General features: G+C 33.4%; 20 protein-coding genes. 16 read left to right on the top strand and 4 right to left on the bottom strand.

What is annotated here, in order from left to right; all coding sequences use genetic code 11:
- Positions 1 to 39 precede the first annotated feature (39 nt).
- The gene (gldC, locus tag A0O34_RS14570) at positions 40 to 366 is read right to left on the bottom strand and encodes a gliding motility protein GldC (RefSeq protein ID WP_066755876.1); all 327 of its coding nucleotides are present in this window, start codon (positions 364 to 366) and stop codon (positions 40 to 42) included.
- A gap of 91 nt (positions 367 to 457) precedes the next feature.
- On the bottom strand, positions 458 to 1,441 hold the full coding sequence (gene gldB / locus A0O34_RS14565) for a gliding motility lipoprotein GldB (RefSeq protein WP_082891170.1): 984 nt from the start codon (positions 1,439 to 1,441) through the stop codon (positions 458 to 460).
- Between the two features lie 52 nt (positions 1,442 to 1,493).
- Between gldB and A0O34_RS14560 the strand changes: the two genes are divergently transcribed.
- The 9 genes from A0O34_RS14560 to A0O34_RS14520 all read left to right on the top strand — a co-directional run bounded on the left by A0O34_RS14560 (position 1,494) and on the right by A0O34_RS14520 (position 8,261).
- Positions 1,494 to 2,141 (top strand): leucine-rich repeat domain-containing protein, encoded by a 648-nt coding sequence (locus A0O34_RS14560; RefSeq protein ID WP_066755873.1) that lies wholly within the window; start codon positions 1,494 to 1,496, stop codon positions 2,139 to 2,141.
- A 25-nt stretch (positions 2,142 to 2,166) separates the two neighbouring features.
- Positions 2,167 to 2,700, top strand: coding sequence for a GNAT family N-acetyltransferase (locus tag A0O34_RS14555; protein WP_185097264.1), 534 nt, complete (start codon positions 2,167 to 2,169; stop codon positions 2,698 to 2,700).
- A gap of 166 nt (positions 2,701 to 2,866) precedes the next feature.
- Positions 2,867 to 3,661: an NAD(+) synthase gene (nadE, locus tag A0O34_RS14550; RefSeq protein ID WP_066755870.1), complete on the top strand. Its 795-nt coding sequence runs from the start codon at positions 2,867 to 2,869 to the stop codon at positions 3,659 to 3,661.
- An 83-nt stretch (positions 3,662 to 3,744) separates the two neighbouring features.
- Positions 3,745 to 4,257, top strand: a complete 513-nt coding sequence (locus A0O34_RS14545) for a ribonuclease domain-containing protein (protein ID WP_066755867.1) — start codon at positions 3,745 to 3,747, stop codon at positions 4,255 to 4,257.
- 82 nt (positions 4,258 to 4,339) lie between these two features.
- Positions 4,340 to 4,861 carry a matrixin family metalloprotease gene (locus A0O34_RS14540; RefSeq protein WP_157886027.1) on the top strand — a complete coding sequence of 174 codons (522 nt, stop codon included), beginning with the start codon at positions 4,340 to 4,342 and terminating at the stop codon, positions 4,859 to 4,861.
- Positions 4,858 to 5,160: a barstar family protein gene (locus tag A0O34_RS14535; protein WP_066755859.1), complete on the top strand. Its 303-nt coding sequence runs from the start codon at positions 4,858 to 4,860 to the stop codon at positions 5,158 to 5,160. Before A0O34_RS14540 ends, A0O34_RS14535 begins: the two co-directional genes overlap by 4 nt.
- Before the next feature lie 544 nt (positions 5,161 to 5,704).
- A complete protein-coding gene (locus A0O34_RS14530) occupies positions 5,705 to 6,829 on the top strand; it encodes a hypothetical protein (RefSeq protein ID WP_157886026.1) in 1,125 nt (374 codons plus the stop codon).
- A gap of 7 nt (positions 6,830 to 6,836) precedes the next feature.
- Positions 6,837 to 7,187 (top strand): hypothetical protein, encoded by a 351-nt coding sequence (locus A0O34_RS14525; protein WP_066755854.1) that lies wholly within the window; start codon positions 6,837 to 6,839, stop codon positions 7,185 to 7,187.
- Positions 7,188 to 7,610: 423 nt separating this feature from the next.
- Positions 7,611 to 8,261: a hypothetical protein gene (locus A0O34_RS14520; RefSeq protein WP_157886025.1), complete on the top strand. Its 651-nt coding sequence runs from the start codon at positions 7,611 to 7,613 to the stop codon at positions 8,259 to 8,261.
- 152 nt (positions 8,262 to 8,413) lie between these two features.
- Here the strand turns inward: A0O34_RS14520 and A0O34_RS14515 are convergent, their stop codons facing one another.
- The gene (locus A0O34_RS14515; RefSeq protein ID WP_066755851.1) at positions 8,414 to 9,730 is read right to left on the bottom strand and encodes a T9SS type A sorting domain-containing protein; all 1,317 of its coding nucleotides are present in this window, start codon (positions 9,728 to 9,730) and stop codon (positions 8,414 to 8,416) included.
- A 212-nt stretch (positions 9,731 to 9,942) separates the two neighbouring features.
- Here A0O34_RS14515 and A0O34_RS14510 point away from each other — a divergent pair, with 212 nt between their 5' ends.
- From A0O34_RS14510 to A0O34_RS14500, 3 genes are all read left to right on the top strand, one after another.
- Positions 9,943 to 11,532, top strand: coding sequence for a helix-turn-helix transcriptional regulator (locus A0O34_RS14510; RefSeq protein ID WP_228394298.1), 1,590 nt, complete (start codon positions 9,943 to 9,945; stop codon positions 11,530 to 11,532).
- Entirely contained in the window at positions 11,529 to 12,659 is a 1,131-nt protein-coding gene (locus A0O34_RS14505; RefSeq protein WP_066755846.1) for a tetratricopeptide repeat protein, read from the top strand. The genes A0O34_RS14510 and A0O34_RS14505 overlap by 4 nt, the downstream gene beginning before the upstream one ends.
- Positions 12,660 to 13,007: 348 nt before the next feature.
- Positions 13,008 to 15,296: a T9SS type A sorting domain-containing protein gene (locus tag A0O34_RS14500; protein ID WP_082891169.1), complete on the top strand. Its 2,289-nt coding sequence runs from the start codon at positions 13,008 to 13,010 to the stop codon at positions 15,294 to 15,296.
- A gap of 68 nt (positions 15,297 to 15,364) precedes the next feature.
- On the opposite strand, the gene pafA is transcribed toward A0O34_RS14500, so the two are convergent.
- Positions 15,365 to 17,011 carry an alkaline phosphatase PafA gene (gene pafA, locus A0O34_RS14495; protein ID WP_066755840.1) on the bottom strand — a complete coding sequence of 549 codons (1,647 nt, stop codon included), beginning with the start codon at positions 17,009 to 17,011 and terminating at the stop codon, positions 15,365 to 15,367.
- 138 nt (positions 17,012 to 17,149) lie between these two features.
- Between pafA and A0O34_RS14490 the strand changes: the two genes are divergently transcribed.
- From A0O34_RS14490 to A0O34_RS14475, 4 genes are all read left to right on the top strand, one after another.
- The gene (locus A0O34_RS14490) at positions 17,150 to 17,692 is read left to right on the top strand and encodes a GNAT family N-acetyltransferase (RefSeq protein ID WP_066755837.1); all 543 of its coding nucleotides are present in this window, start codon (positions 17,150 to 17,152) and stop codon (positions 17,690 to 17,692) included.
- 91 nt (positions 17,693 to 17,783) lie between these two features.
- Positions 17,784 to 18,368: a TetR/AcrR family transcriptional regulator gene (locus A0O34_RS14485; protein ID WP_066755834.1), complete on the top strand. Its 585-nt coding sequence runs from the start codon at positions 17,784 to 17,786 to the stop codon at positions 18,366 to 18,368.
- A gap of 73 nt (positions 18,369 to 18,441) precedes the next feature.
- On the top strand, positions 18,442 to 19,179 hold the full coding sequence (locus A0O34_RS14480) for an SDR family oxidoreductase (RefSeq protein WP_066755831.1): 738 nt from the start codon (positions 18,442 to 18,444) through the stop codon (positions 19,177 to 19,179).
- 215 nt (positions 19,180 to 19,394) lie between these two features.
- Entirely contained in the window at positions 19,395 to 19,658 is a 264-nt protein-coding gene (locus A0O34_RS14475; RefSeq protein ID WP_157886024.1) for a hypothetical protein, read from the top strand.
- Positions 19,659 to 19,756: the final 98 nt, after the last annotated feature.

The following is a 19,756-nucleotide window of genomic DNA, read 5'->3' as shown; positions in this document are numbered from 1 at the left end:
CAAAAAGCTTACCGCTTACTGCCTACAGCTTATCGCTTTTTACATTTTTATAGCAGATTTTACCGCAAATTCTTCTGCGATCTGCTCGATCCATTGTGCTACATCTTCCTCTCCTGTTGCTCTTTGGTAGGTACTTCCAAGAGAAAGTAAAATTTGATGCATAAACATTTTCATTTGATCAACAGGCATTTCTTTTGTCCAAAGATCAATTCTTAAGGCTTCCATCTTTTTATCATCCCAAACGGAAATCATCGTTGCTTTAGTTTCTTCTTTTTCAATACCTCCATCTTCTGCATTCCAAGTGATCAGTTCCGGAATGTGATTTTCATCTAATTCAACGTCTATCGTAATTTGAGTCTTTCTCATAACTTTCTATATATTTCTAATAATTCTATTTTTTGCTGTTGCCTTTTCGCGCAACTTCTAACTTCTAACTTCTAACTTCTAACTTCCAGCCTTATTTAACTTTCGGCTTATATCCTGACTGATTAAAAATTGTTGTAGCATCCATTTTCAGGAAATCTACAAGTTTTGTATCAGGTTTTTCTTTAAAATAGGCTCTACAAACCTGCCATCCTGCGAAAATTCCGACTTGTGGAGAAGATTCATTGTCTATTTCTGTATAAAATTTAGAGAATGGCCCCGGAGCAATAAAACGCTCTACCAATCGGTGATCATCCCCAAAAATTAAATTATTTTCAACAAAATAATTCCAGATGTTGGCTTCATTTGCCACCGTCCAGTCATATTGTTTTTTGGTATAATTCATTTTCAGATAGTCAGGAAAATTCGGTAAAAATGCATCCTGAACCATCATTATTTTTCCGTTAAGAATGATCTGATCAATAAATTTTTGGTGATCGGGTGATTCTTTAACCACATTTTCAGCAAAAATCTGCGAAACTTTTGGTACAATATTCTGAGGATTCATTGATTTCTGGAAATACAGTTCCAACCCTTTATAATTAGGGTTTCCGTCTCCCATAAAACCTGTAACATCTATGAACAAAAGGTTTCCTTTGTCATCATAAAAAATAGGATCCTGAATCATCTGCAAAGCCGATGAAAACAAAAATACTTTCGGGCTTTTGAATTGAGGAAAATAATATTTAATATGAGAAAACAATTCCTGAAGCTCTTTCTGAAGCTTATTTTGGTCGATTTTACCGATTGCTTCTTTATACAATTTTACTTCTCCAGCGTCGGTTCTTCTTTTTCCGAAATCTGCATCAGAGACCGTCCCCTGAAACCAAGGAAATTGAGTTTTAAACTGATCTAAACTTACATTCGGATCATAAAATTGTTTCGAAATATAAGTAATTTCAACTTTTTCGGCAGGGTTTTTGACTTCCACATTCCATTGGTTTTGAGCATCTTTCTTACAAGAATTCAAACTCAAAACTAAGAGTGAAGAAAGTGCAATAGTTCTAAAAATCTTCATTATTTTTACATGAAATTTAAGTTTACAAAAATACGGATTTAAACACAACCAAATGATGAAAAATAAAATATTTATAACAACGATTTTAAGTCTCACATGTGCTGTTTTCTTTGGTCAAAACCTTACTTTTAAGGATAAAAACCTCGAAAAAGCGGTTATAGAAAATTTTGACATTAATAAAGACAATGGCATTAGTAAATTTGAAGCTGAAGCGATCACCAACTTATTTCTAGTGAATAAAGGCATCACTTCAACTGATGATCTGGTTTACTTCAAAAATGCAACGATGGTCGTTTTGGATGATAATTCGATTGCAAATGCAGCGATAAAAAATCTCAGTAAATTAGAATTATTCTCATGCACAGGCTGTAAAATCTCTAAATTTGAAGCTGATAATGTGCAGAATTTAACATCTTTATATCTTGACAATAATTCTATTGAAAATATCATGTTCAGAGTTGCACCAAGGATTAATCAGTTAACTTTATCTTTAAATAAATTAAAGACGATTGATCTAAGTACGCTGAAAAATTTAAGAAAATTAAACCTTGAACATAATCAACTTCAAAAATTGGATATTTCTTTAAATAAAGACATGCAAACCTTGAATTTAGGAGGAAATAAGATGAAAGAAACGGATATAAAAAAAGGTTTAAAAATGGATGTTACTATTTTCGTAGATGAACAAAAAGAACAATAAATCAAATTTTAATTCATAAAAAACTATGCAACTCGAAACCGAAAGATTGATATTGAGAAAACTTGAAGAAAACGATTATGAACGTTTATTTCTTTTGGATTCCGATCCGAAAGTAATGAAATATATTGGTGTTCCGGTTCTAAAAGATGTAAATCAATCGAAAGACGTTATCAGAATGATTCAAAAACAATACAAAGACAATGGTATTGGTAGATTTGCTGTGATTGAAAAAGAAAGTAATTTATTAATTGGCTGGAGCGGATTAAAATTTTTAACCAAAGAGATTAATGATTATAACAACATTTATGAACTAGGCTATCGTTTTCTACCTGAATATTGGGGAAAAGGTTATGCTACGGAATCAGCAAAAGCTGCTTTGGATTATGGTTTTAATGATTTAAACATTGATATAATTTACGCCATGGCTCACTCTGAAAACGATGGTTCTAATCATATTTTACAGAAACTAGGCTTTGAAAGAACAGGCGAATTTATCGAACCTGACGGAACATGTTTTTGGTATGAATTACAACGTGAAAAATACAGTTCAAAATCATGATTTTGAGGGAAAAATCTCAAGTTTAGAATCAAAAAAACTACTAATTTTGGAATTTCATTTTCACTCGAAGTTTCAGAAGAGAATGACATGCACAAAAACGGATTTAAAAATATAAACAGTAAAATATTCTAAGAAATTCAGAATAGACTTAAAAAAAATATAAACAATGCAGACACAAAAAGTAACAGATCATATTGTAAACTGGTTAAAAGATTATGCTACAAAAGCAAAGGTAAATGGGTATGTTTTAGGAGTTTCCGGAGGAGTGGATTCCGGCGTTGTATCTACTTTGGCAGCGATGACGGGATTAAAAACTTTATTATTTGAAATGCCGATCCGTCAAAAAGAAGATCAGGTAAACCGCGCTTGGGAACACATGAATGATTTGAAATCAAGATTCCCGAATGTAGAAACCATGTCTGTGAATTTAACCCCTGCTTTTGAAGAATTATATAAAAGTTTCGATGTTCACGATGATCTTTATCCTAACGAAAAACTGGCTTTTGCTAACACAAGATCTCGTTTGAGAATGCTTACGTTGTACTATTACGGTCAATTGAATGGACTTTTGGTGTGCGGAACAGGAAATAAAGTAGAAGATTTCGGAATCGGTTTTTATACAAAATATGGTGATGGTGGTGTTGACGTCTCTCCTATCGCCGATCTTTATAAAACTGAAGTTTATAAATTAGCTAAATCTTTAAATCTGGTTAAAAATATTCAGGAAGCCATTCCTACCGACGGACTTTGGGATGTTGACAGAACTGATGAGCAACAAATCGGAGCAAGTTATCCAGAATTAGAAAAAATTCAAAAAGAATACGGAACAAAAACAGCCGACGATTATGAAGGTCGCGACAAAGAAGTATTTTTGATTTTCGACAGAATGCACAAAGCAGCCAAACATAAAATGGATCCTATTCCGGTTTGCGATATTCCTGAGGAATGGAGAGAAGGATAAAATGTGAATGGTGAATCGTCAATTGTTAATTTTAATAATTGACCGTTCACTTACGAAGTAAAATTGACAATTGACATTAAATCATGAATAGTAAAACAAGGTCTTTATTTTTTATCTGTCTCGGACTTCTTTTTGGGATGTCTGCGATGTACATTTACAATAATTTTATTGCTGATAAAAAAGATAATTCAAACACTGTAAAAACAGAGACTGTTAATTACAGTAGTGCGGACAGTCAAAATTCGGGTAATAATTCTTCGAATCAACAGCCGATTGATCAATCAACAAAAGATAAAACGGTTATTAGTTATGTGAAACAAAATCATCGACTTCCGGATTATTATATCACAAAAAACGAAGCCAGAAAACAAGGCTGGGATCCGTCAAAAGGAAACCTTTGTGATGTTTTACCCGGAAAAGCAATTGGTGGAGATAAATTTAATAACAGAGAAGGAAGTCTGCCAAAAGATGAAAAATATTTTGAAGCTGATGTAAATTACAACTGCGGAAACAGAAATGCAGACCGAATTATTTTCACCAAAAACGGAGATGTTTATCTTACTAAAAACCATTATAAAAGTTTTGAAAAGCAGTAGTTTTTACTTACTAGCATTATGTTTAACCTTTATTATTTCATGTTCTGAAAAGCAACAGAAAATAGTAAAGGAAAATCAGCCGATGATGATATTAATTCAGCCTTTCAAAGATTTCAAACCTGAAAATGTAAAAGTTGTAACAGAGGAAATCAAAAAGGTTTATCCAAATGTAAAAGTTTTGGATGCCATAGCCCTTCCCGCAAATGCTTATTACAAAAAAAGAAACCGCTACAGGGCAGATTCTATTATTAAATTTTTAGATCAAAGAACAAAAGAAGGCTTTGTTACAATAGGTTTAACCTCAAAAGATATTAGTGTAACAAAAGGAAAGGTTAAAGATTTCGGGATAATGGGATTAGGCTACAGACCCGGAAAAGCCTGTGTTGCATCAAAATTCAGATTAAGCAAAGAAAATCAGGACGAGCAGTTTTTCAAAATAGCGATTCATGAGCTTGGGCATACACAAGGATTAAAACATTGCCCCGAAAAAATGTGTTTTATGAGAGATGCAGAAGGTAAAAATCCAACCAATGAAGAAACTGATTTTTGCAATAAATGCAAGACTTTTTTAATAAATAAAAACTGGAAATTTAGTTCAATATGAAGACAATATATATAGATTTCACCGACATTGGTGATGATGAAGATTTTTACGCACAATTAAAAGAAAAAATTACTCTTCCTGACCATTTTGGGGATAATTTGGATGCCCTTTCCGATGTGATTACAGGAGAATTGGAAATGCCTCTTCACATCGAATTTGTGAACATGACTGTAGATCAACTTGAAAGTTTCGAAGATATGCTAACGACTTTAGAAGAGATTGAGGAAGAATTGGAAGGTTTTACTTTCAGTTATTATCTGGAGCAATATGAAGACGAGGAAACTCAAGAAGAAGAATAATTACAACAAACTTCACTTAATAAATACAACACTGTCATAACATAAGACAGTGTTTTTTTTATTTACTAGGATGATAGCCTCTCACAAGTTCAAATCTTGGTAACGGTCATAAGACTGCATTACGAGTAAACAAATAAATAGGGGCAGAAAAATAAAACAAATCAACTATTCAACAAAAACAGAATAAAATTAACACAAATTAAATATTACTTAAACATTAATAAACTTTAGATAATTTATTTGCTAAATATAAAATAATTTATAAATTCTGCGCCCAGAAACTAGAAAAATATAATGATATTAATGAAAGATAAAATACTTTCTTCAAGTTGATAGTAAATAAACATTCAAACATAAATAGGTAGGTATAGAAACTATTTATTAATAATTAATGAATCTCACAATGATAAATAAAAATAAAACACTGTAAAACAATCAATTACATAAAAGTGGTATATCAATGGTATACTCTATTTTTGGAAATTTATATTATTTTGAATCTCTTTGCAATACAAAACACGGAAAATTAAATAAAATAAAAACAATGATGAAAAAAAAAGTTTTATTCCTAAGTATTCTTTTAGGAACAACTTCAATAATTACGGCACAAATTGGTATTAATACTTCAAATCCTACAGCAACAATGGATATTACTGCCAAAAATGCAACGGGTACAACTTCTAATGTAGATGGTCTTCTTGTTCCAAGAGTAGACAAACAGAGAGCCCAAAGTATGACAGGAGTTCCCACTTCTACTTTAATCTACATCAACAACATAGCCACAGGAGGGACAGGAGGAACCACTGCAAATGTAGATGCTACAGGTTATTATTACTTCGATGGTACTCTTTGGGTCAAATTAACTTCACCTACAGGAACCAATCTCAATATCTACAACTCTAACGGAGCACTCAACAGTACAAGAACGGTAGACCAAGGAGGTTTTTCACTGGCTTTTAACAATGCTAATATTGCCAATGCGTTCTCTGTAGACGGAACTACTTTTTCTGTAAACGGAACTAATGACAGGATAGGTATTGGAACTGCTGCTCCTGGTGCCAAATTAGATCTTCAAGGAAATATGATATTAGGAACTGCAAATACTGCAACCGGAAGTACCGGATTTTCTACGGTCGTAAGAGATAATTCTACAGGAGAGCTTAAAGTATCTGCCCCTACATCTATGCTTGTGGGAGGATCTATAGGTGATCAGATCACAGGAGTATCATTAGATATTATTGGTGGAACTACTACTGGAAATCAATATGCCAGTGCGACCTTAGCTACAAGAAGTTTTACATTAGACAGACCATCTATTGTAGAGTTTAATGCTAATGTTTCTTTAAGTTTTGCTACTACAAGCAATACTACTTTAACAGATGGTTCCGTAAAAATGGGTCAAATATATTTTAACTTTACCTCAGCTCCTGCAGGTATACCAACCAATACTATCTTTGGCACATCTTCACAATCATTTACAAATGTTTCCGGTACTAATGGTAGTGTTTTTGGCTCTTACTATACAACCTCTATTTCTAATTTATCATTACCCGCAGGTAATTATACAGTGAGTTTAATCGGAGCCGGAGCTAGCACACAAGCTTTCCGAATAACTTTAGGTAATGGTAATAGTGATAATTTTCAAATAAAAGCAACACCAATACAATAAGCAAACAATGAAAAAAAATATTTTAGCAACCATACTTTTAGTAAGTGTTGTTTCATGGGGAACCGCACAGACAGTCAACCACAGAAATACCGAACCATCAGGTCTGGATGTATCTGTGAATGATTATTCTACAAGTCCATCTGTCCAAACGCCTACTTCCACGACAAAGATCATCACTAATGCAAAACCTTCAGTTGGAGAATTAGAAGTATCCTACAATACTATATCTACAAAAAATCCATCAGAAAATAAAGCAAAAGTTGTTGTCGCGACTGGAGTCCTGGGTGATGTGGATGTATCTGTAAATAAAGTAAATACCTCTGTATCTCCAAAGAAAACAGAGATCATTACTCCATAATACTTACTGAAATCACCCGAACTTTGACATTTTTAATGTAATCATACCTAATATTATATGAAAGCAAGTCATCAAGATTTCCTTTTACTTCTGATAAAATAAAAATTTCGTTATAAAAACAAAACTCGCAGAATAATCTGCGAGTTTTTTGCTTTAAAACTTCGAAAACTCTTTTTTCCTGACTCTTTTTTAAACCTAAACACTTGTTTGAATTTTATCTTTATAACATTTGTTAAAATTCATTTAATTTAGATTTATTTTAAAGAAAACTCTCTCCATCTGATGAATAACGCAATAAATTGTTTTTTTTTGAATTTTGTTTTGCTTTTACAGCAGATAATTTTGAATTTCGTTATCTGAAATTTTTTAATTAAAAATCAAAAAAGCACAATGAAAAAAATTAAATCTACCGTACTACTCGTATTGAGTAGCACTTCGCTTGCAATCGCACAGGTTGGTATTAATACAGCAAATCCAACTGCAACATTAGACGTTAACGGAAATATGAAACTAAGGGCTGCAAATACTGCAACGGGCTCCAACTTCTCAGCAATGGTAAGAGATAATTCTACGGGTGAACTTAAGGTAGCCAATAACTCTCCACAATTCCTTGTAGGAGGAACTTTAGGCGATCAGATCCCAACTACATTTCGGGATGTCGCTGAAGGTACAGCAATTACTCAAACTTTAGGTACTTATGCATTTACACTCACAAGACCCTCTATGGTAAATATTAGTGCGTCAGTCCAGGCTAATGCCACAATTTCTGGAAGCAATCTCGGACTTACTGATGGCTCAGCAAGAGGAATGACGCTCTCATTCGATTTTAGTGCAGCTCCTGCCGGAATTCCATTATCTACGCCTTTTGGAAGTGGTTCTCTTATACATTTAAATTCAGTTAGTTCTACCCTAGTACTTAGTGGTTCAGATATATCCGCAAATTCTATTTTATCATTACCTGCAGGAAACTATACACTACGACTATTAGGGCTGGCAGAGGCTGGTAAAGCTTTTAGAGCAACCTTTGGAAGGAATACCAATGATATGATACAAATCGTAGCAACCCCACTCTAATAATAGATCTTAATTACAGCTATTTCAACATAAAGGAGGTCACCAAGATCTCCTTTTATTTGTAATGAAATAAATTTTTAGTTAAAAAACAAAACTCGCAGAATAATCTGCGAGTTTTTTGGTCAGTCTTTTTTTAAGTGTCTAATTTTACTTTACTCTTTGATGAATTTATAACTCTGCGAAACTTCCCCTTTCACATGAATTTGTAATATATAATTCCCTTTAGATAAAGATGCTACGTCAACCTGATCTTGCACGGAATTTAATGATATTACTTTTTGACCGACCATATTGTATACTTCTGCTTTTTCAATTTTACCGGCTCCTTTTATGTAAAGAATATCTTTTACCGGATTAGGATAAATTGATGCATTGGTTTTATTTTTTACTGTTTCATTAGTTGCAAGAACGTCATTCGGAAGCTGAAGATAAAAAGCAACCGTCTGACTTGAGGAATTCATTCCTATTCCTGCAATCTTTTTACCATCTTGAGATATTGCTAACGGAAGAGACATCGTCACACCTTGTGTATTGACACCTACCGTCGTGGCATAATCATTTAAATTAACACGTCCTCCTGCCTGAGTCCATATAAAGCCTTCTCCAGTCATGGGCGGTCCGGGGAAAGGCCTGAAAAAGCCAATCACTGTTTGTCCGTTAGCTGATATTCCGGTCGCACCACCTCTGAAGAAAGCGGAGGAATTAGGATGTGTTATGTATATAAGTCCGGACACACTGTTCCAAACATAAGGTTCTGGATAACCTGTTCCGATAATTGTATTTCCGTCTGCCGAAACATCTCCGGCTTCCCCTACATTATCGCCATTACTATCTTTAATAAAACTTTCTACTCCGTTTACCCATTTTGCACCGCTTCTGGTTCCGTCAAATTCGTCTTGCCAGCCAACGATTACAGTTCCGTCAGTATTTACAGCATTTGCTCTGGAGCTGCTTCCGGGAATCATACTTCCGAGATCTACTACTCCATTCTGAGCATTCCATTTTACGGCGTGCGCGCTTGCCGCAGAAATCCAGCCCAAACCTACAATTGTATTACCGTTGGGTGTCATTCCCCAAGTTGAACTTACGCTTCCGTCCCATCCTGTAGGAACAAGCCCGCCCTGATTCGTCCAGGTAGAAGTTGTTACATTATAGGTTGAAATCTCATTAAAACTTGTCGCCACATTTGTAGCTGAAGAACCTATCTTTGTTCTGTCACTGGAAATAAGCGTTCTTCCTGCTGCGGGATAGCCATTGGTTAATGTTCCGATCTGAACCATTCCATTTACGGCGTCCCATTTAAAAATATCTCCACCGCTCGTGTGCATACTTACGATTCCGTTATCAGAAATACCGCCAACAGTATAATTACCTGTTGCCATTACCGTGAGCTGTGCATCAGCCACTGAAAATCCAAACAAACTACAAGCTAACAATGCTTTCCTTGAAATTTTATAAATATTTTTCATATTTCTTTGGTATTAATATTTTGAATTGGTGGAAACAATATTAATATTATATTTACTCATTGAAAAGAAAATGACTTACATAATTCGTGAAATTTAAAAGAACTAAATATTTAAATCTCTAAAAAACAAACATATATAAAATTTCTATTTTGAGGACAGATCGTAAAAAGATTGAAAAAAAACCTATAAAAAACAAATCATTGATCAAAAAAATGCTGAAAAGTAACGCTCAGCTGTTGACTCTTCTATTCTTTTCAGTTTTTGTAAACGGACAATCAGGCCCGGATTTTAATATTTTAGCGGATAAGGCTTTTCAGAAATTATATCAAAACCCGGATGACTGCATCAGCTATTCACAAAGTCTTCTCATCAGCGATCAGAGCATTGAACATAAGATTGTATTGCAAAATATAATCTCCCAAGCATACGCTATGAAAGGAGATTACGTGCAGTCTGTGAACATTTTAAGCCAAAAAGAAAACGGAGAAAAAGAAAGCTTTTCTTACTTTATGCAAATGTTTGGAGATTATAATCTTGCTGATCAGTATCAAAACTTAGATCTTTATAATCAGTCTCAGGAAATCATCTCTAACCTTCTGTCTGACAATAAATTATTCAATAAAAGCGAAAATCCAAAGATAAAAATTACGATTGCTAAATTGTATCAACTTCAGGCTCTTAATTTCGGGATTAATAGAAACTATGTTTCAGCATTAGAAAACCTTGATAAAAGTGATCAGTTTATCAATGATAAAAATGAAGAAAACAAGATTATTGGAACTGAAAACAAAATCTTTCGTTCGTCATTTTTAATGAGGCAAAATAAACTGGAAGACTCAAGAAAACTACTTGAAAAAACCATTTACACCATTAATAATCAAGAAAATAATACTTTTCTATACGCACTTGCATATGAAAATTTGTCACGTTATTTCTTCCTTAAAGAAGACTATAATTCATCAATTCAGAACTTAGAAAAAGGATTGTTGAAGATTGAAAATATTCCTTACAACGGATTAAAAATTAAAATTTATGAATCTTTAGCTAAAAGCTATCTTGCTCTTCATAATGACGAAAAATATCATTATTACAACAAACTTTATATTGATCTGAAAACAAAATTAGATTCCAACACGAAAGAAGGAATCCGATATATTGTAAAATTGGTTGAAAATCATCAAAGCCAGAATCTTGAATTCCAAGAACAAAATGAATCAAAGAAATTCTGGACATTAACAACAGTTATATCATTAATTATCATTGGTTTAATTTCCTATTTTCTAATGGCAACTCGAAGAAATAAAGACCTGAAAAAGCAAATCGATTTCTTTGAAAAACAGAAAAAATGGGAACAGACGATTCGTATAATTGTCCCAAAAACAGAAGAACCGATTATTATTGCTGATAAAATTATTGAAAAAGACTCCAATAAAATTTCCAAAGAAAAAGAAGATGAAATTTTACAAAAACTGGAAGATTGGGAACACACAGATCGATATTTAAACAAAAACATGTCACTTTCCATGCTTTCTGCTCAAATGGGTGTTAATACCAAATATCTTTCTGAGGTCATTAATACTACCAAAGGAAAAAACTTCAACGGATATATTAATGAATTGAGAATCAACCACATTGCTCATTTATTAAAGACAGATTCCACTTATCTTAATTACAAGGTAAGCTATCTCGCAGAATTTTCAGGATTCTCTTCTCACAGTGCGTTTACGACCGTTTTTAAATCTGTGACAGGAATGTCTCCCAATGTTTATATTCAGGAAATCAGCAAAAACAGAGCATCATGAAATTAGTTTTAAAAATACTTGCATTCATTTTTTTGATCTGTCAGATTGCTGTTTATGGGCAAAAAATTTCTGATGATTCTCTGATGAAAAAAGCTCGTCTGGAAATTTATGATAATCCCGAAAAAGCGATAAATATTGCTAAAAATCTCCTGAAAAAGGAAAAAGATATTAATAAATCTATTACCATTTATTTACTGCTTTCAACCGCAAATATTGCCAAAAGAAACTTTGACGAATCGCTTCAATACATCTTAAAAGCTAAAGAATTGGCTCAAAAAACAAATGATCCCAAAATGCAGGTCAACGTTTTGGTTTCTGTGGCAATACAATATCAGCAGATGGAATTGTTCAGTAAAAGTCTGGAAACCCTCAATGAAGCTGATATTCTTCTTGAAAAACTACCCGAAAACGTTCCCGAAAAACTGGTTGAAACAGCCAGAAGTTATGCGATTCGCGGTATGATTTATAAAAGCCAGTCGAATTCTGAAATTGCGCTTGAAAAATTCCTGATTTCAATTAAAAACTTCGAGAATGTAAAGGCTAAAAAAAATACGTTTGCCAATATGAGTGTTGTGTATTACAACATCGGATATTGCTACATCAACCTCAACCAGACAGAAAAAGCAGAATCTGCCTTCTCGGAATCCATTAATTATGCTCAAAAAAGCAATGCTAAAAGTTTAGAAGCATTTGCATTAAAAGGTCTTGCCGAAATGCATAAACAAAAACATGAAAACGAAACCGCTTTAAATCTCTTAGTTAAAGCTGAAAATCTCTGTAAAAACACTGGTGATCTTGTCTTAAACGAAGGAATTTATAAAGAAATGTCTGAAAATTATCTCGCCATAGGAAGACCGGATCTCTATCAGACTTACAATAAAAAGTGTTTTGAGATGCGCTTTAAACGAGAGCAGAATGAACTTACTTCCATCAATCATTCTATCAACAATCACAATAAGGAAACCGTAAAGAAAAGCAGTGAGATTAAAAATTATTACAAATATCTTACAATCGCAGTTATTGCCATAAGCTTAATTCTAATAGCATTTTTTTCATATTTAAGTCTGAAAATAAGAAGACAAAACCAAAATTACCAGAGAGAAATTCAAAAGCTCATTAAATCATAAGACAATCTAAATATTATTAATATAAAAAGTATAGTAATAATTTATTTTAAAAACTCGCAGTAATTGCGAGTTTTCTTTTTCACTAATCGATCGTTTAAATATTAAATCTTCCATTACAATCACTTATAATTAAGCATATTATAAACTCATAACATTGATTATTAAAATTTAATTTATAATTTAATCCAAAACTGAATATTACTAGAATATAATCAACATAAGCGCGCTATTAATGTTCAATATTCATTAATATTTGAAAACAACTATAAAATAATTGTTCTTTATTAGAATAAAATAGAAATTTGCACCGTATTTGCTACACAAATATTTTATTAAACATACACAAAAATGAAAAACGCAAAATTTATTAAATGGATATTTTTATTTATATCCCTACTCAGTCAAAATATGAATGCCCAATCTTACACTAATACTTATAATGGTGTAAATTATTCATCCTCCAGGCCATATAACCTTAATGTCATTTATTTTGTTCCAAATGACATCCCGCTAGATCCCGCCTACAAAACGAGGTTAAGTGCTATTTTACTTTGGGGACAAAACTTCTACAAACAAAATATGATACAAAATGGATATGGCTCCAAAACATTTGGCCTTTTTACAGAGACTATCAATCCAAATAATGTAGAAATCAATGTAATCCACGGCGCTAGTCCTCATACAAGTTATACCTATAATAACAGAACTACAATGGATACGGAAATTGCAACTTATTTCGCAAACAATCCTACTCTAAAAACCAGTGATCATACCTTAGTTATAACTGCAGTTACAGATCAGTCTACTGCTGATGCACCTTTTTTCGGAATAGGCAGAAATTGCTATGCTATAGATTATCCTCAGTTTAATATTCAATATTTAGGTACTGATAATTATTCATTTACCAAATGGTTCGGAGGAATGATGCACGAGCTGGGACACGGGCTTAATCTACCACATTCTGCACAAACAAAGACTGAATATAATGATCCTAATAAAGGTATCACTTTGATGTCTTTTGGCAATTCAACATTAGGAAAATCACCAACATTCATTAATCGTGCCGGATGCGCAGTATTAAATAGCTGTCAGGTATTTGCAGATGCTCCGGGTGTTACTTACTATAACGGAAATACAGCGGGGTTAACTGGTCTTCAGACAGCCTTCAACAATGGTATACTTACTCTTTATGGTACATTTCAGTCAAACAGACAGGTAACTGATGTGAACATATATCAAAATCCCACCCAATACCCATTCCCTGGAAACAATTCCATTGCATGGTCTGTTACTCCAAGCGGAGGCGCTTTTACAGTAAATATGCCGGTTAGCGAATTAGAATTTACAAATCAAAATTATTATTTAGTCGTACAACTTGTACTTCAAAATGGAGAAAGCACTTTTGAATATTATAAATATTCTTATGTAAATGGTGTTCCAAATATAAATATTGATTTTAGTACAGTTTATACATGTGTTGGCAGCTCTTTACAATTAAATAGCAATATCTCAGGAGCTTCATACCAATGGCAATTTGAAAATTCTGATGGAACATGGAGCAATTATCCGGAAGGAAACGTATCTGGATATGCAACATTTACAGGTTCACAAACATCTACAATGACCATATCCAATATCTCAAGTACCTACATTAATGCTCCAAATAAAGCAAGAGTAGCAGTTAAAAAAGCAGATGGCACCATGGCATACACTCAAGGATGGGTTTGGAAAGTTCGTGGAATCACCTCGCAACCCGCAACCTTAACAAAAACCTGTGTAGGAAGCTCATTACAATTATCTGCACAGGCTTCAGGAGCATCTTATCAGTGGCAGTTCCAAAATGCAGACGGTAGCTGGAGTAATTATCCCGAAGGTAATGTACCCAATTATGCCATTTTCTCAGGCACTAAAACAACTACAATGACCATATCAAATATTTCAAATTACTATATAAACAATCCAAACAAAGCAAGACTGCTCGTGTATGGTGAAAATGACTGTACCACTGCCTCCAATACCGCAATCTGGCAAGCAGAAGGCATAACTGCACAACCCGCAGCTCTTACCACCACCTGTGTAGGAAGTTCTTTACAATTAACCGCGCAGGCTTCAGGAGCTTCTTACCAATGGCAATATCAAAATGCAAACGGTACCTGGGGGAATTATCCTGAAGGAAATGTACCCAGCTACGCCACATTCTCGGGTACCAAGACACCTACAATGACAATTTCTAATGTTTCTGCCAATTATATCAATGGTAATCAGGCAAGGCTGCTAGTAACGGGATCGAATGGTTGTACTACTACATCAAATACAGTTACTTGGAATTCTAAAAATTGTGCAGCACGTTCAGGAAAGGATGATATGAGTGATATTAAAAACATAACAAATAGCATGAATGATCAAACGGTATATCCTAATCCTGTTGAAGATGAATTAACCGTTAATCTAGGTTCTGTTAAAGATAATTATCAGGTAGAAATTTCTAATAGTGTCGGACAAACAATATACAAGACCACAACCTCTGACCAAACATTAAAAGTATTCCTATCAGATAAACCTGCAGGAATTTATATTGTCAATATTAAAGGGGTAAAGACTGGAAGCAATAAATCTATAAAGATCATAAAGAAATAAATTAGTAAAAATTATTAACAAAAAAACTCGCATTTACTGCGAGTTTTTCTTTTATGTTTAATCAAAAATTATCTTCCAATAACTTCTGTAATCGGATTTCCAACATTTCCGCTTGGGAACTGAATTTTTAATAATGAAGAAACTGTAGGCGCAATATCAGTCATAAAATACGGTTTATTGCTTTCTCCATGCTGAATTCCCCAACCCATAAAAATTAATGGAATGTGAGAGTCATAAGAATTCCAAACACTGTGTGTGGTTCCTGTTTTCGCATATGGAGGAAGCATAGAATCGTGAGAAATCAATTGAATATCTCCACTTCTCTGTCTGTTAATTCCATTAATAATTCTTTGCTTGATAGGCTCCGGAATAGTAGATTGAGCTACTTTCGTCACAGAAACTGCATATAAAACTGTAGGGTCTTTTTCTAATTCTTTAACGGTAAAATCTATTACATTATCTAACTCAAGTTTATTATCATTCAATAATTTTCTATCGAAATAAACCTGGTAATTATCAACAGCATTGATCAATTTATCAACTCCGAATTTAGCTTTCAGTTTATCATTGATATCTTTTTCCATTCCTTCTCCAAAGAAACCTGCCGTGATCTTATGTTCTTTTAAAAATCCTATAGAATGAGATGCACCGTGGTCAGCAGAAAGGAAAACCGTATACTCCCCTTTTCCAACTTTTGAATCCAGATAATTAAAAAATTCTGCTAAATCTTGATCTAATCTTAAATAAACATCTTCAACCTCAATAGAATTAGGTCCAAATTTATGTCCGGCATAATCCGTTGAAGCCAAATTGATCGCTAGCATATCCGTAATATTATCGGCTCCTAATTTTTCACCTTCCACAGAAGCTTCAGCCAATTTCAACGTCAAAGTATTTCCGAAAGGCGTATAACGGATGTTATCTTTTTTCTCCTGATAATCTTTTGCTAAATTACTGTAAGGAAAAGTAGGTGTTTTTGAACTTCCTAAAAGCCCTTCCCAAGAAGAATTATCCGGTGAACTTTCTGTATATTGATTGATCGGAAGTAAAGTATTCCAACCATTTGCAACCAATTTATCCGGTAATCCTTGAGAGTTGAAAGATTTTACCCATTGCGGCAGATCATTCATATACCAAGTGCTGGTGATAAAGTTTCCTGTAGAATCATCAAACCAAAAAACACCATTCGGAGTGTGTCCGGCAGGAAGAATTGATGCACGGTCTTTTAAAGAAACCCCAATCACCTTTCCCTGAAAATTGGTTGCTAATCTTAATTCGTCTGTTACCGTTGTAGACCAAAGATTTTTCGGAGAATGGCTTCCCACTTTTGCATTGGTTGTTCCTACTGGTTGAACATTTTCATCTGCTGTACAATATACATTTTTACCGGTTTCTTTATCATTCCAGTCATTTCCTGCAATCCCGTGAATCGCTGGAACAGAGCCTGTATAAATAGAAGTATGCCCCAAAGCCGTAACCGTAGGAACGTAAGGAATATGAACATTATTTAGAGAATATCCCGTCCCTAATAACCTTTTGAAACCATCATTTCCATATTTATTATAAAAACGGTACAAATAATCCCAACGCATTTGATCTACCACCAGACCAACAACTAATTTAGGTCTTTCTAATTGAGAATTTTTATTCTTCTGAGCATTGATTGTAATTACGGACAGAAAAGTCGCCGCCGCAATTGAAATTTTCCTAAGCATCTAGTAAATTTTTATTGAGAGCAAATTTACGTGTTTTGAAAGTTTTGGAATGTGAAATTATAATTAATTTTGAAGCTTGAATTTTATTTATAAATATTAAAAATAACTTGATGATCAACTAAAATCTCATCTCCCTTAATGATAAAGATCAAAAAACTACAAAAACTCAACTCCAACCCAACACTCAATTGGGGATTGAATGGTTATGAAACTCATAAAATCTTCGCCGTTTCAAGCATCGAAATCGGGAATACTTTTGAATTTAATTTAAGAGAAAAAAATCAACATTACAGGAAAATCTGGGAAACAACTTCTGATGATATTAACGAGCTTAATACAATTATTGAGCAAGGACATTCTTTCGGAGCCTTTGAAAATGAAGAATTGATCGGCTGGATTATCTGTGATTTCAGAGAGTGGAACAACAGTCTTTTCATCGAAAATATGCTGATTAGTGAGAAATTCCGAGGACAAAATATTGGTAAATTATTAATTAAAAATATTAATAGAGAAGCAAGAGAACTACAATGCCGAATCGTAGAACTGGAAACCCAGAATACAAATTATTCCGCTATCAAATTTTATCAGAAAGCAGGTTTTACGATTACAGGAATCAATACGAAACTGTATGACGATTCTACGGAAACAGCTTTGTTTATGAGCTACGAACTTCTTATCTAAACTTTATCGACAAAAACTATAAAAGATATTCGAAATTTTATTTTGTACTAATTGGTACAATTACATACCTTTGTCTCATCAAAATAAAGAAATGGCAGGCAGACCAAAAATATTCGACGAAAATCAGGCAATTGAAAAAGCGACTGAAGTTTTCAAAAACAAAGGCTACGACATAGCCTCTGCAGAAGAATTATTGAATGCCATGGGAATCGGAAAAGGAAGCTTCTATTTGGCTTTTAAAGGAGGAAAACAGGAATTATATCTTCGCTCTATCAAACAGTTTTCAGATAGCTTTCATCAAAAATTATCTGAGGGAATTGCAAATTCTGACAACGAAATAGAATTCATTAAACAACTATTTTTAGGATTAGCCAACGGTACAGACTGCGATAAAGAACGAGGATGTTATTTAGGAAATGCATTGGTTCAACTCTCTGAAAAAGATGATGCAATAAAAAAAATATCAGCAGAAATTTTAAAAAATCTACAACAACTTTTTGCTGAAGTTATTAATAAAGCACAGAAAAACGGACAAATAAAAAGCTCAGAAGACCCTGAAATTTTAGCTTGGCATCTTACCAATCTCTGGAACGGAATTCACGTTACAAAACGTATGGAAAATTCAGCTCAAATTCTTACTTCAATCATTGAACTTAACTTAAAATTACTCGATTAAAAATTTTTTCTCATATTTTGTACCAATTAGTACAATATTTAAATTTAATATAATTAAACAAAAACAAATTATTATGAACATTACAGACAACACAATTTTGATCACTGGCGGAGGTTCAGGGATCGGTTTAGAAATTGCAAAAGCATTAAGTCCGGTAAATAAAATTATCATCGTCGGAAGAAACAAAGAAAAATTAGACACCGCAGCGAAAGATTTAGAAAATGTATTCACTATTCAGGCAGATATTACGAATGAAAGTGATGTCAACAGATTATTCGAAGAAGTAAAAACAACTTTCGGAGGGTTGAATATTTTAATCAACAATGCTGGAAACGCTTACGTTTACAATATCGCAAACGATGGAAATGCACATGACAAAGCATTGGCAGAATTTACAACCAATTATTTCGCGCCAATCAGACTGTCAGAAAAATTTCTTCCTCTGTTAAAAGAACAAAACGAGGCGGCAATCGTGAATGTTTCTTCCATCGTAGGTTTCGTTCCAGGATCTCATCTTCCAACATATTCAGATTCGAAAGCAGCGCTTCACTCTCACACAAGATTGTTGAGATACGAATTGGCAAAAGATACCAATGTGAAAGTTTTTGAATTGATGCCGCCTTTGGTTGCCACAGATTTCTCCGCAGAAATTGGAGGTAAAGAAAACGGAATTCCGGCTTCTGATGTCGCCAACGATCTTGTAAAAGCACTTCAGGAAAATATTTATGAAGTTCGTGTAGGAGATACAAATTTATTATACAACAATTTCTTTGCAGCTACAAAAGGGGCTTTTGCTACTTTTAATAATTAATAAAATGATACAGAAAACTCCTGTCGTTTAATTCGGCAAGTTTCAATATATAAATTTCATAGACGAGCTGGCGTAATTTTTTTGCGCTGGCTTTTTTCTTACAAGTTTAAAATCGCAGACCTCAACAGAATCTGTCAATAAGACAAAATATCTTCGACCTTACACGCTAAAGTATTTTATATATTTTTGAAATCTTATCATTAAAAATTAAAACCATGAAAAAAATTAGTCTGTGTTTGTCAGTACTTACTATCATTTCTTGTTCAAATCCTATGGATAGAAAATACAGCGATGCGACAATGGAACAAGATTTAAAAGCAATCGGAAAAGAGCAAAAATTAAATGATGATGAAGCCAAACTAATGGCAGCTTATCTTATTCTAGGAAAAATTCAGCACAAACCTTTGGAAGGAAAAACATATACTCAAATTTTAGAAGATGCTAAAAAATATAGAGAAGATCAGATTGATAGGAATTAATTTCTTATTGAATATTACTTTTAATTGAATTTTTCTATAGAAAAAAGAATTAATGCATAAAAAAAGTATCGTTAATCACATAAGAGTCATATTACTAT

The sequence above is a fragment of the Chryseobacterium glaciei genome, assembly GCF_001648155.1.
Taxonomy (GTDB): domain Bacteria; phylum Bacteroidota; class Bacteroidia; order Flavobacteriales; family Weeksellaceae; genus Chryseobacterium; species Chryseobacterium glaciei.
This window is presented reverse-complemented; position numbering and strand designations above follow the sequence as displayed.

Excerpts from the sequence above, each read along its gene's own strand:
- A0O34_RS14490 (WP_066755837.1), top strand. The coding sequence starts at position 17,150 with ATGATAAAGATCAAAAAACTACAAAAACTCAACTCCAACCCAACACTC.
- A0O34_RS14505 (WP_066755846.1), top strand. The coding sequence starts at position 11,529 with ATGAAATTAGTTTTAAAAATACTTGCATTCATTTTTTTGATCTGTCAG.
- A0O34_RS14500 (WP_082891169.1), top strand. The coding sequence starts at position 13,008 with ATGAAAAACGCAAAATTTATTAAATGGATATTTTTATTTATATCCCTA.
- A0O34_RS14525 (WP_066755854.1), top strand. The coding sequence starts at position 6,837 with ATGAAAAAAAATATTTTAGCAACCATACTTTTAGTAAGTGTTGTTTCA.
- pafA (WP_066755840.1), bottom strand. The coding sequence starts at position 17,011 with ATGCTTAGGAAAATTTCAATTGCGGCGGCGACTTTTCTGTCCGTAATT.
- A0O34_RS14535 (WP_066755859.1), top strand. The coding sequence starts at position 4,858 with ATGAAGACAATATATATAGATTTCACCGACATTGGTGATGATGAAGAT.
- A0O34_RS14545 (WP_066755867.1), top strand. The coding sequence starts at position 3,745 with ATGAATAGTAAAACAAGGTCTTTATTTTTTATCTGTCTCGGACTTCTT.
- gldC (WP_066755876.1), bottom strand. The coding sequence starts at position 366 with ATGAGAAAGACTCAAATTACGATAGACGTTGAATTAGATGAAAATCAC.
- A0O34_RS14530 (WP_157886026.1), top strand. The coding sequence starts at position 5,705 with ATGATGAAAAAAAAAGTTTTATTCCTAAGTATTCTTTTAGGAACAACT.
- nadE (WP_066755870.1), top strand. The coding sequence starts at position 2,867 with ATGCAGACACAAAAAGTAACAGATCATATTGTAAACTGGTTAAAAGAT.
- A0O34_RS14480 (WP_066755831.1), top strand. The coding sequence starts at position 18,442 with ATGAACATTACAGACAACACAATTTTGATCACTGGCGGAGGTTCAGGG.
- gldB (WP_082891170.1), bottom strand. The coding sequence starts at position 1,441 with ATGAAGATTTTTAGAACTATTGCACTTTCTTCACTCTTAGTTTTGAGT.
- A0O34_RS14560 (WP_066755873.1), top strand. The coding sequence starts at position 1,494 with ATGATGAAAAATAAAATATTTATAACAACGATTTTAAGTCTCACATGT.
- A0O34_RS14555 (WP_185097264.1), top strand. The coding sequence starts at position 2,167 with ATGCAACTCGAAACCGAAAGATTGATATTGAGAAAACTTGAAGAAAAC.
- A0O34_RS14540 (WP_157886027.1), top strand. The coding sequence starts at position 4,340 with ATGATGATATTAATTCAGCCTTTCAAAGATTTCAAACCTGAAAATGTA.
- A0O34_RS14515 (WP_066755851.1), bottom strand. The coding sequence starts at position 9,730 with ATGAAAAATATTTATAAAATTTCAAGGAAAGCATTGTTAGCTTGTAGT.
- A0O34_RS14475 (WP_157886024.1), top strand. The coding sequence starts at position 19,395 with ATGAAAAAAATTAGTCTGTGTTTGTCAGTACTTACTATCATTTCTTGT.
- A0O34_RS14485 (WP_066755834.1), top strand. The coding sequence starts at position 17,784 with ATGGCAGGCAGACCAAAAATATTCGACGAAAATCAGGCAATTGAAAAA.
- A0O34_RS14510 (WP_228394298.1), top strand. The coding sequence starts at position 9,943 with ATGCTGAAAAGTAACGCTCAGCTGTTGACTCTTCTATTCTTTTCAGTT.